Origin of the sequence: Sanguibacteroides sp. AM78-02pH3A (assembly GCF_027666085.1) — a bacterium.
GTDB lineage: Bacteria > Bacteroidota > Bacteroidia > Bacteroidales > Marinifilaceae > Gabonibacter > Gabonibacter massiliensis.
The window spans coordinates 1-12846 of the sequence record NZ_JAQEHX010000009.1; the positions used below are offsets into that span (position 1 = coordinate 1).

The following is a 12846-nucleotide window of genomic DNA, read 5'->3' on the forward strand; positions in this document are numbered from 1 at the left end:
GACGGCTCGCGCTCGCTTGTTCGTCTTTTTCACTTCAATATATTCAAGAACTCGTCTCTCTATCTACCGGCTTCCCCCTTTTTTAACGGCGAAAGCGGACGCAAAGATAACACCATTTATTCTTACCTTCCAAATCTTTTTCACTATTTTTTCGAACTTTTTTCAACCCCCTCGTTCAACACCTCCAGGCCCGTTTCATCTCGCTACCCCTCCGGAAAGCGGGTGCAAAGATAAAACAACTTTATCCCCTTTTCCAAATTTTTTATCACATTTTTTCCAGGAAAAAATCAAACGGGAAGCTATCATCCTGCGGATGAATCGTTTGAAAAAAAAGAAACTAACGCGTTTTCACGCGAGAGGAAAATCGAGAATCGATCGCTTCGAATAAAAACACGGGGTACATAAAAGGTGGTCAAATACTCCATACATCGACCAAGGGCATTTTACAATTGTCAATTTTCAATTGCCAATTATCATTTTTATCTTCTATATTTGCAGCAGAAAAATGAGAGATTAACGTAAATTTTAGGCGAAAAGGCAATACATTGTCCGTCCTAATATATTAAAAACATAAATCTAAAACCGACCATGGCACAAATTCCATCCATACCCAAAGGCACAAGAGATTATTCACCTGAAATCATGGTGAAACGGAATTACATATTCGATACGATCAAATCCGTATTCAAACTTTACGGATACCTTCCATTGGAAACACCGGCTATGGAAAATCTATCGACATTGATGGGAAAATACGGGGAGGAAGGAGATAAGCTACTCTTTAAAATCCTTAACTCCGGTGATTTTCTATCCTCCGTCTCCAATAACGAGATCGAAGAGAGAAACATTCCCCGACTTACGAATAAAATCTGTGAAAAAGGATTAAGATACGACTTAACGGTCCCATTTGCCCGCTTTGTCGTTCAGCATCAAAACGAAATCAGCTTTCCATTCAAACGCTATCAAATTCAACCCGTATGGAGAGCCGATCGTCCTCAAAAAGGACGTTACCGGGAATTCTATCAATGCGACGTGGATGTAGTCGGTAGTGATTCCCTATTAAACGAGGTAGAACTTATCCAAATCGTAGATGAAGTATACCGTCGTTTAAAAATCAACGTACGCCTACTGATCAATAACCGCAAAGTCTTGGCCGGAATCGCCGAAACAATCGGTGCTTCCGACAAACTGACCGACATTACGGTCGCCATTGACAAAATGGATAAAATCGGTGCAGAAAGCGTAAATGCAGAACTGCGGGAAAAAGGAATTTCCGAAGAGTCCATCCAAAAACTGCAACCCATATTGAATTTGCAGGGTAGTAACGAAGAAAAATTGAACTCTTTACAGCATATACTTCAAGAAAGCGAAACGGGTCTAAAAGGCGTTGAGGAATTAATTACGGTCTTTCAATACATAAAGGAGCTGAACATTGCAACCGATATAAAATTAGACCTTACCCTCGCCAGAGGTTTAAGCTATTACACGGGAGCTATATTTGAGGTGAAAGCGAAAGACGCGGAAATCGGAAGCATCACGGGAGGAGGACGCTACGATGACCTAACCGGTATCTTCGGCATGAAAAACATGTCCGGCGTAGGTATATCTTTTGGAGCCGATCGTATTTTCGACGTCATGAATCAATTGGATCTATTCCCCAAAGATACTACCACTACGACCCGTATTCTGTTCGTCAATTTCGGAAAACGCGAGGAAGCATTTTGTCTCCCACTTCTGAAAAACTTACGGGATCAGGGCATCAATGCAGAGATCTATCCGGATACGGCAAAAATGAAAAAACAAATGACTTACGCCGACAAAAAAGGAATCCCTTATGTAGCATTAGTGGGAGAAAATGAGATGGCAAATCATACGGTAACATTGAAAAACATGGCAACGGGAGAACAGGAGAGTGTAGCAATCAACCGTCTATATGAAAAATTAAAATAACCTCTACCGATAAGTTCTATATTATGCAAATCTATAAAAAAGAACAGCGTCCTTTAAAGAATCACGGATTCGATACCCGTTTCCCATGAGAATCCCCTTCCTACTGTTTAGAGGATAGTTATCCTCTGTTTTACATATTGATAATTTCTAATTTTTAATTGTTAACAAGATGAAAACTCATTATATATCACCTGATATTTTAACCTTTGAAACAATCGAGGCTATCTTAACTCAAAAATATAAATTAGCCCTATCGGAAGAAAGCAAAAAACGAATCAACGATTGTAAAGCCTATTTGGACAACAAAATTGCGACATCAGACAAACCCTTATACGGTATCACGACCGGATTCGGCTCTCTTTGCAAAATAAGTATCTCGACAGAAGACTTAAGCCAACTGCAAGCCAACCTGGTCATGTCCCATGCATGCAGCATCGGAACTCCCATTCATAAAGAGATCATCCGCCTGATGTTATTATTAAAAGCCCACGCCCTCTCGTTAGGCAAATCCGGGGTACAACTTCAAACAGTGGAACGAATCATCGATATGTTCAATCGCGACGTGCTCCCTGTCGTTCGGGAATTAGGCTCGTTAGGTGCTTCCGGGGATTTAGCTCCGTTAGCCAATCTCTTTTTGCCGATTATCGGTGAAGGAGAAGTCTTTTATAAAGATAAAATCTACCCGGCGCAAGAGATCAATAAAAAATTCGGTTGGGAGCCTATTGCTTTAGGAGCGAAAGAAGGTTTAGCCTTATTGAACGGAACCCAATTCATGAGTTCTCATGCTGTATACGCCTTATTAAAGGCTTTTAAATTAGCTAAATATGCCGATATTATCGGAGCTCTCTCTTTAGAGGCTTACGATGGCCGCATCGATCCGTTTTTACCACAAATTCACGAGGCTCGTCCTCATCCCGGACAAATCGAGACGGCCCGTAATATACGCTCCCTGTTAGAGGGTTCCGAATTCCAACAAATAGAGAAAACACACGTGCAGGATCCTTATTCGTTCCGTTGCATACCGCAAGTTCACGGAGCCGTCAAAGATACGATCAATTATGTCGCCTCGGTCGTAGAAAGAGAGATCAATTCCGTTACGGACAATCCGACAATCTTTTTGGAAGATGACCTGATCCTGTCCGGAGGAAATTTCCACGGAGAACCCTTAGCCTTAGTACTGGATTTCTTAAGCATCGCCGTAGCTGAATTAGGCAGTATATCGGAAAGAAGAACATACCGGCTTATTGCCGGCGACCGTAAAACACCCGAATTTTTAGTCGCCAATTCAGGACTGAACTCCGGATTTATGATCCCGCAATATGCAGCAGCAGCTATCGTAAGTAAAAACAAACAACTGTGTACCCCGTGTTCCGTCGATTCTATTCCCTCATCCAACGAACAGGAAGATCATGTCAGCATGGGAGGCAATGCCGCCACGAAGAGTGTAAAAGTGATGGAAAACGTGGAGAGGATCTTGGCCATAGAACTTATGAATGCCGCACAAGCCATCGACTTGCAACGTCCCACTAAAACTTCTCCCTATTTGGAAGATTTCATGGCAGAATTCCGTAGCATCGTTCCTTTCAATGCAGAAGATCGGGTGATGTACAAAGACATTGAAAATGCCATCGAGTTTTTAAATCAAGGCGAATTCGCTAATTTTAAATAATAAATATAACGACCGAGGGGATAAAGCCTCTTGGTCGTTTTCACGCAAACCTATATTCTTCTATTTAAAATTCAAACGATATTCTTCCTATCGCCCGCACAAGCTTAAAATACAATTCCCAAATTGAAAATTCTGTATTTTCACGTACTTGATTAAATGATCATTCTCTTTCAATCAGGTACATAACAATGCCCCACCTCACGCGGGGACAGGATCGTCCGATTTCGTTCGATACCGCTCGTAAACACCCGCACGTTTAATATCTTGCCATCATTTGCTCCCTTTTTACATCTTGCAGAATGAGTAAAACATATGCATTCAAACGTTCAAACTACCGTTCCCAACAAGTAAAAAAGTATAAAAGAATAACATAAAACGTTCGTTTAATGCGTTCAAATGTAACAAAAAAAAATGATTTGCTATTTTTTTTGAAATAATTGATAATTAGTTTGTTTAAAAATAATTAAAAATTTCATTTGGCAATAAGGTTGTATATCATTAAACGAACATTTTTAGCTTGCATATGGCAGAAGGTATTTCATACGAAGCTATCAAAGGTGGTGATATAGACGCATTCGGGAAATTATTTGAAGAACTTTATCCGTCCATGTGCAGGATCGCGATGAAATTTATTGCAAATAAGGCTGCAGCAGAAGATATCGCACAAGAGGCATTTGTCCGATTATGGGAAAAAAGAACGGCTTACGATAGTATTCCCAACCTGAAAACCTTTTTATATGTTTCAGTTAAAAATTTATGTTTTAATCACTTGAGAGACAGAAAGGAGACCATCGAATATACCTCTCCCGAGGTTGAAAGGCAGGAGATCCTTTTCCATAACCGACTTATCGAGGAAGAAACTTACCGAATCCTTACACAAGCCATAGAGAAATTACCCCTTCAAAGTGCAAAGATTATAAAACTAACTTTGGAAGGTAAACAAAATAAAGAGATATCTGAAATTATGGGCATATCTGTCAATAGTGTTAAAACACTAAAATACAATGCCATACACAACTTAAAATACAGTCTTAAAGACTATTTCTACCTCTTATTGATTTTATTGAGTCAAAAATAAATTAATAGATACATTCACACTCTATCATTTACATGGAAGAATCCATTTTTGATCTCTATTGAAGAAAAAATTATCTACCATTCATCCTTTTTAATATTTGTCGTGTTCTCTAAAAAGGAACACGGAATTTTCCCGTTTTCCGGCCAAGTCGATGGCAAAAAAGATTGATTGTATGGAAATCTGTAAAATAAATTGAATGTATGGAAGAATCAGTAGTAAAAGTTGTACATCTTTCTCATCGTTATAGCATTCAATGGGCTATAAAGGATATCAATTTTGAAATAAAAGAAAAAGGTATCCTCGGTCTGTTAGGTTCTAACGGGGCGGGTAAATCCACGACTATGAATATTATTTGTGGAGTTCTGAATCAAACCGAAGGAGAGGTGTATATCAACGGTATTAATTTAAGTGAAAATCCGGTCGAAGCCAAGAAGCATATCGGTTTTTTACCGCAAAAACCTCCTTTACACCCGGATCTGACAGTTGAAGAGTACCTTCGACATTGTGCCATTTTAAGACTTGTCGAGAAAGAAAAAGTAAAACAAGCTGTCGATGAAGCAATGGAAAGGTGTCGCATCACCCAAGTCAGCAATCGATTGATCCGAAATCTATCAGGAGGCTATCAGCAACGGGTTGGTATAGCACAAGCTATTGTACATCATCCCCGTTTCGTTGTGTTGGACGAACCGACCAACGGACTGGATCCCAATCAAATAGTGGAGATTCGTAACCTGATAAAAGAAATTGCCAAAGATCGATCCGTATTGCTTTCCACTCATATTTTGCCCGAAGTACAAGCCACTTGTGACGAGATTAAAATGATTGAACACGGTCACGTCGTTTTTTCAGGTTCCATCGGAAATTTCAATAATTACATGGCACCCAGTACTTTCGTCATGACATTGGAAAATCCTCCCGATCTTTCCATATTAAATCAAATACCCGGCGTCGTACATGTCGAATCATTAACCAGAACACGCTTCAGGGTTCACTTTAAAGACAGTCCCGACATAACCAAAAAAATAACAGCATTAAGTGTTTCCAACGGTTGGAGATTAAGTGAAATCGTGTTAGAACGAGAGTCGTTAGATACGATTTTCGCTCAATTATCCGGGAAGAATCTTTAAAATACAAAATTAGATAACTTATGAATACTATATATAGACTTGCAAAATCCGAATTAGGACAATTGTTTTTCTCTCCTGTTGCCTGGTTAGTACTCATTATTTTTGCTTTTCAGACAGGAATGATCTTTTCCGACGTTTTCGGGAAACAGCTACAAAACCAATCCTTAGGGCATTCACTTTACGGTGTAACCCATCAAGTATACGTAGGGTATGTGGGAATTTTCACCAAAATGGTTCGTAATCTTTATCTTTACATCCCTCTTTTAACCATGGGATTAATGAGTAGAGAATTTAGCAGTGGTTCCATCAAGCTACTTTATGCTTCCCCCATCACTAATTTACAGATTATTTTGGGTAAATATCTTTCCATGATGGCATACGGTTTTATTCTCATCTGCATTTGGTTACTTTACATCCTATTCGGAGCATGCACCATCGACCATATGGATATTCCCTTGACGTTGTCATCCGTATTCGGTTTATATTTATTGATCTGCGCTTATTCTGCCATCGGACTTTTCATGTCCACTTTAACCTCTTATCAGGTTGTCGCTGCCATGGGTACTCTTGCTGTTCTCGGTTTTTTGAATTTTGTAGGAGAAATGGGACAAGGCGTTGACTTCATTAGGGATATCACCTATTGGCTCTCCATTTCGGGAAGAGTTTACGAGTTTTTAGAAGGTATGATCTGCAGTGAAGACGTCATCTATTTTGTTGTCGTTATTTTCCTTTTCCTCGCACTCTCCGTTATAAAGCTACAAGCCGAACGAAAAAAACGAAGCTTACCGAAAACCATATTTCAATACAGTGCAGTTATTATTTCCGCACTATTTATCGGTTATTTGAGTACTCTTCCCCATGCAAAATACTATTACGATGTAACAGCAACAAAAAGCAATACATTAACTCCTAACAGCCAAGAGATTGTAAAAAAAATAGAAGGAGGACTTACAATTACTACCTATGTCAATTTATTGGAAGAGAACCGTTACACAGGACTGCCACGGAACAGAAAAGACGACTTCAAAAGGTTCGAGAAATACATTCGTTTTAAGCCAGAGATTAAAATGAAGTATGTTTACTATTACGATCATGCCAAAGATGAATCTCTTGAAAGTCGCTATCCCGGATTAAGCGACAAGGAAAAAGCAGAAAAACTTTGTAAAGTGGATAAACTAAACTTCAACATGTTCCTGTCACCCGAAGAGATAAAAAAAATAATCGATTTAAGCCCGGAAGAAAATCGTTTCGTTCGTCTTATAGAAAGAGATAACGGCCAAAAAGCAGTACTACGAGTTTACGATGATATGGAGAAGCATCCTTCCGAAACCGAGATTACAGCAGCTTTAAAACGCTTTTTAGTAAAAAGTCCCCGGTTGGCCTTCCTCATCGGACACGAAGAACGGAACATCACGAGTGGCGGAGATCGTTATTACAAACGTTTTGCCACCGATGTTTATTTCAGACATTCATTGATCAATCAAGGATTCGATGTAACAACCCTTTCTCTTAAAGAGGAGGAAGTTCCTCAAGACATCGACATACTGATTATTGCCGACATGAAAACGCCCCTGGACCCGTTAGAGCAAGAGCGTTTGAAACGCTATATTGATAAAGGGGGTAACCTGTTTATCTTGGGAGAACCCCAACGTCAGGAATTCATGAATCCCATCTTAGCTAATTTCGGAGTTCAACTCATGCCGGGAATCCTTGTACAGGACAACAAAGAGGATTTTTCTCCTACCTTAATCATCGGAGAAATTACGGATGAAGCGGCAGAACGATTTCCTTCATTCAGACTGACCCGCTACCACGGTTATTCTTTTGCTTTTCCTTCTGCCTGCGGCTTAAACTACGTGACGAACAAAGGGTTCGATGTATGTCCCGTCGCCCGGAGTCCGCAACAAAAAAGTTGGAACGAATTAGAAACGACCAACTTTCAGGATGCCGTACTCACGGTCAATACCCAAGCCGGGGAAGTGGAACAGGCCAATTCCGTCGTTCTCGCTTTAAGTCGTAAACTCCACGATAAAGAACAAAGAATTATGATTGTCGGCGATGCGGACTGCATCAGCAACGGAGAACTGGGTAAACGACGGAATGGAATTTATATAGCCAATCACCAATTCGTAACAGGTACATTCAAATGGCTTTCTTACGATGAGTATCCCATCGCTACGGATCGTCCGAATCTCCCGGATAAAAAAATAAAGTTGTCCATTCAAGCTTCAACCTGGATTAAAACAGCAGCCATGGGTGTTATACCGGGTTGTTTATTCCTATTAAGCATCATGACTTGGATTAGAAGAAAAAGAAAATAACGCGAATCCTATCCTGTAAATCATCATCTATTATTATATATCAAAAACACATGGAAGAATCAGTCGTAAGAGTAGAACATCTCTCCCACAGATATAGTGTTCAATGGGCTATCCGTGATATTAACTTCGAAATCAAAGAGAAAGGTATCCTCGGATTATTAGGTTCCAACGGAGCAGGTAAATCCACCACCATGAATATCATATGCGGTGTACTAAACCAAACAGAAGGAGAAGTATATCTAAACGGTATCAATTTACGGGAAAATCCGGTAGAGGCTAAACGCCATATCGGTTTCCTTCCTCAAAAACCCCCGCTATATCCCGATTTGACGGTAGACGAATATTTAACCCTATGCGCCCATCTGCATCTGGTAGAAAGAAACAAAATAAAAAAAGCGATAGATACAGCCAAAGAAAAATGTTGCATTACTCATTTCAGCAAAAGACTAATCCGAAACCTATCGGGGGGATACCAACAACGGGTCGGCATTGCACAAGCCATTGTTCATAACCCCAGTTTTGTCGTTTTAGACGAACCGACAAACGGATTAGACCCCAATCAGATCGTAGAGATTCGCAACCTTATCAAAGAGATCGCAACAGACCGAACAGTCATGCTCTCCACTCATATTCTTTCAGAAGTACAGGCCAGTTGTGACAATATTAAAATGATCGAACAAGGAAGAGTCGTTTTTTCGGGGAGCATGGATGATTTTGATAATTACGTGGAACCGACCGCCTTTCTGGTTACTCTGGATAATCCTCCCGCAATAGAAGAATTACAGGCATTAGAAGGCGTAAAACGAGTTGAACCTCTCGATAACTCGATTTACCGGATTCAATTCGACGCACCCAGGAACATTACCGAAAGGATGGTAGAGCAAAGTATCTACAATGGATGGGAACTTCGTGAAATTCACCTTGATAAAGAATCATTAGATGAAATCTTCGCTCAATTGTCCGGAAAAAGATCACACAAATAAAAATAGTAAAGATACATTATGAGAACATTATTCAGAATCACCAAAACAGAACTAAGCACGCTGTTTTTCTCCCCGATAGCGTGGCTGATTCTAATCATTTTCACCTTTCAAGCAGGGATGACCTACGCGGATGTATACTCGGACGTGATACGTTATCAGGCATTGGGTTACAACCTTTCAGGTATAACTTCCAGACTTTTTTCCAACTACAACGGAGTTTTCTCTAAAATGCTCGATAATTTATATTTATATATTCCTCTTTTAACCATGGGATTAATGAGTAGAGAATTTTATAGCGGATCCATCAAATTACTTTTCTCTTCTCCTGTAACCAACAAACAAATCATATTTGGAAAATACTTGGCCATGATCATCTACGCGTTGATCCTAATTGCCATTCTCTCCATATATATCATATTTACCGCTTTTGCCATAAAAAACATCGATCTTCCCCAACTTTTGTCCGGATTGCTGGGAGTATTTTTAGTCACGTGTACTTACGCGGCGATCGGTCTCTTTATGTCTTGCCTGACCTCTTATCAAGTGGTTGCCGCAATAGGAACATTAGCTCTTCTAACTGTATTAAACTTCATCAAAGAGGTAGGACAAAACATGGAGTTTGTTAGAGAAATAACCTATTGGCTGTCGATCTCGGGGCGGTCATCCACCCTGTTGGATGGTCTGATTTGCAGCGAAGACGTACTTTATTTTATTATCGTGATAACTTTATTCTTAACTCTTTCCATTCTGAAATTAGGTTCTGAACGGAAACGGCACAAGCCATACGTTGTCCTCTTCCGGTATGCTTCAGTCATTATCATAGCCCTTTTACTCGGTTATATATCTTCCCGACCCCAGTTTATGAGTTTCTACGACACCACAGAAACTAAAATAAACACGTTAACGCCCAACAGTCAGGAGGTAATGAAAAAACTAACAGGAGGTTTAACGATCACTACTTATGTCAATATTTTAGAGGATAACTATTGGCGGGCAATGCCCGATCGAAGAAAATACGATTTCGAAGAATTTGAAAAATATGTACGTTTTAAACCGGAAACCGAAATCAAATACGTATATTACTATCATCCCTGCTATAATCCTTATATGGACAGGCGTTATCCCGGATTAACCCCCGAACAGCGGGTCCAAGAAATATGTAAAGTCATGGAATGGGACACCGCCATGTTCCTCACCCCGGAACAAATCAATCGACAAATCGATCTCTCCGGGGAAGGATACCGATTGGTTCGGGTTATCGAACGGGAAAACGGTCAGAAATCATTCTTGCGATTTTATGAAGACATACGGCGCACTCCGACAGAAAGTGAGTTTACGGCTGCTTTAAAACGTCTCGTCACGAAACCTCCCAAAGTTGCCTTCCTTACGGGACACGGAGAAAGAAACGTAGACGGGGCAGGAGAACGGGATTACGGAGCTTTCGTCAGAGATCTCACCTTCCGCTACTCGTTACCGAACCAAGGATTCGACGTAACCTTGTTAAGATTAGACGAGCAAAAAAATATCCCGGAAGATATCGATATACTTGTCATAGCAGAACCCAGAACGGTTTTAGCACCGGAAGAATTAACCAAAATCAAAGAGTATATAGACAGAGGAGGAAATATGATCCTATCGGGAGAACCCTACCGTCAACACATAATGAATCCCCTTCTCTCTTTTCTCGGACTTGAATTTATGCCAGGAATCTTAGTCCAACCCTCCAAAGATTTCACGGCCGATTTGATTTTTGGCAACATTACCGAAGCAGCAGCACAATCGTCCAAAGGGTATCAAAAACTATGGAGAGGAAAATATAAAATTACAATGCCGGGAGCCGTAGGAATCAAAATCTTAGAAGAAAAAGAATTCAAAGTCACTCCTCTTGTCACCACCAACGAAGAAGGAGCCTGGAACGAATTAGAAACGACAGATTTTATTGATAATCAACCTATTTACAACTCCCAAGTCGGAGAGGAGGAACGAACGATTCCGGTTGTTGTCGAATTAACGCGTCGGGTAGGAGAAAAGGAACAACGTATCTTCGTATGGGGAGATGCCGACTGCATCGGAAACGGAGAATTAACCACCTCGCGAGAGGGAGTGAGGAGTTCTAACTTTTCCTTGATTACAAATTCATTCGGCGATCTCAGTTACGGTGAATTCCCGGTAGACACGAGCCGACCTCGCCCCTCTGATGATAAAGCTTACATAGGAGAAGGTTCTGAAATCTGGTTAAAACTACTATTCATGGGACTTCTTCCCGGCATATTAGTATTTATCAGTCTGAGAATGTGGTGGTTCAGAAAAAGTAGATAATACAATAATCCAATTCATTCGTATCAACAACCAAGAGCTGTCCGAAACTAAAATTTCGGACAGTCTCTTCATCAAATCAATTATTTATAAAAAATAAACACTCTCATTCATCCTTTTCAACTTTTGCTGTGTTCTGTCAATAAAAGGTCCCATTAAAATAAAAATAATGACTACACATTATTCTGAAGGTTACAGGATTTCACAACTTTTAGCCAAATACTTGGCCAAAACCATAACCCCAAAGGAAGAGGCTGAGCTGGAGGCATGGAAAGCGACAGACGAAAACAATCGAATCCTATTTGAAGATATCTGTTCTACCGAAAACAGAAAAGAACGAGATCAATTCATACAACAAATTAATATCCCCCTGGCATGGAGTAAAACCCGGAAGCGCCTATTCATACCCCGAAAGAGAAATAAAAAGTTATTTGTCTATGGCGGTATGGCAGCAGCTATCAGTCTGTTTATCGGTTTTTCCATCCTCTTTCAATCTCCTCAATCGGAAAAAGCTGTAACTCCTACGGCACAAATTGTACCGGGAAGTTCAAAAGCCATGTTGATTACCTCCTACGGACAAAAAATAGCTCTATCATCAATTGATGAAGAAGAACAGGCCATTCAGCTTAAAAACGGTACAAAAATAACCAATGACGGGAAAAAAGTAACTTATTTCCCAACAACGGATTCCTTAGTTCCCGTTAAGATCGATACGATCCGTACTCCTCGCGGAGGGGAATTTATTCTAATTTTACCGGATGAAACCACCGTTTGGTTAAATTCGGAAACGGAAATCTCCTTCCCGACCCGATTCGATAAAGACAAACGAATTGTCAATTTAAAAGGTGAGGCTTTTTTTTCCGTGACAAAAGATTCTTCTGCCCCATTCATCGTTCGAACGGCGGATAAATTAACAATCAAAGTTCTCGGTACAAAATTCAACGTACAGGCCTATACCGATGAAAATACCATAGAAACAACACTTAGCGAAGGTTCTGTTTTAGTCAGCAACGGACAACGGTCGATCCAATTAAAACCGAACCAACAAGCCGTTTACCATACGAGTAATCGAGTTTTAAAGTCCAGAGAAGTAAATGCCGATCACATATCTTCCTGGAGAGAAGGCAAATTTATTTTCGAAAACGAAACGCTTGAATCTATCATGAATAAATTGAGCCGATGGTACGATATTCATCTGTTTTACGCGAACGAATCTGTTAAGAGTTTCCATTTTACAGGAGATTTGGAACGATACGATGATTTCAGTGAAGTACTAAAAATGCTTGAGAAAGCAACCAATATTCAATTCAATATCAACGGGAAAAATGTGATTATAAATAAAACTCATAAATAAAAATACAGAAGATAGTGGTAATATCTTCTGTATCCTATTAATCTATTA

The 12846-nt window shown here is 40.0% G+C and carries 9 protein-coding genes; all 9 read left to right on the forward strand.

Features of this window, described 5'->3' with window-relative positions:
• A partial coding sequence (locus tag PGR74_RS11840) for a hypothetical protein (protein WP_270517230.1) occupies positions 1-388 on the forward strand: 388 nt, incomplete at its 5' end.
• A 200-nt stretch (positions 389-588) separates the two neighbouring features.
• Positions 589-1950: a histidine--tRNA ligase gene (gene hisS / locus PGR74_RS11845; RefSeq protein ID WP_041501950.1), complete on the forward strand. Its 1362-nt coding sequence runs from the start codon at positions 589-591 to the stop codon at positions 1948-1950.
• Positions 1951-2119: 169 nt separating this feature from the next.
• Complete coding sequence (gene hutH / locus PGR74_RS11850) at positions 2120-3619, forward strand: histidine ammonia-lyase (protein WP_041504878.1); 1500 nt, start codon at positions 2120-2122, stop codon at positions 3617-3619.
• A gap of 523 nt (positions 3620-4142) precedes the next feature.
• On the forward strand, positions 4143-4697 hold the full coding sequence (locus PGR74_RS11855; protein ID WP_059025351.1) for an RNA polymerase sigma factor: 555 nt from the start codon (positions 4143-4145) through the stop codon (positions 4695-4697).
• A 200-nt stretch (positions 4698-4897) separates the two neighbouring features.
• A complete protein-coding gene (locus tag PGR74_RS11860; protein ID WP_059025350.1) occupies positions 4898-5824 on the forward strand; it encodes an ABC transporter ATP-binding protein in 927 nt (308 codons plus the stop codon).
• 20 nt (positions 5825-5844) lie between these two features.
• The gene (locus tag PGR74_RS11865) at positions 5845-8145 is read left to right on the forward strand and encodes a Gldg family protein (RefSeq protein ID WP_059025349.1); all 2301 of its coding nucleotides are present in this window, start codon (positions 5845-5847) and stop codon (positions 8143-8145) included.
• 50 nt (positions 8146-8195) lie between these two features.
• Positions 8196-9128 carry an ABC transporter ATP-binding protein gene (locus PGR74_RS11870; RefSeq protein WP_270517235.1) on the forward strand — a complete coding sequence of 311 codons (933 nt, stop codon included), beginning with the start codon at positions 8196-8198 and terminating at the stop codon, positions 9126-9128.
• A gap of 18 nt (positions 9129-9146) precedes the next feature.
• Entirely contained in the window at positions 9147-11447 is a 2301-nt protein-coding gene (locus tag PGR74_RS11875) for a Gldg family protein (protein ID WP_270517237.1), read from the forward strand.
• A 166-nt stretch (positions 11448-11613) separates the two neighbouring features.
• Entirely contained in the window at positions 11614-12798 is a 1185-nt protein-coding gene (locus PGR74_RS11880) for a FecR family protein (RefSeq protein WP_270517238.1), read from the forward strand.
• The last annotated feature ends 48 nt before the right edge of the window (positions 12799-12846 follow it).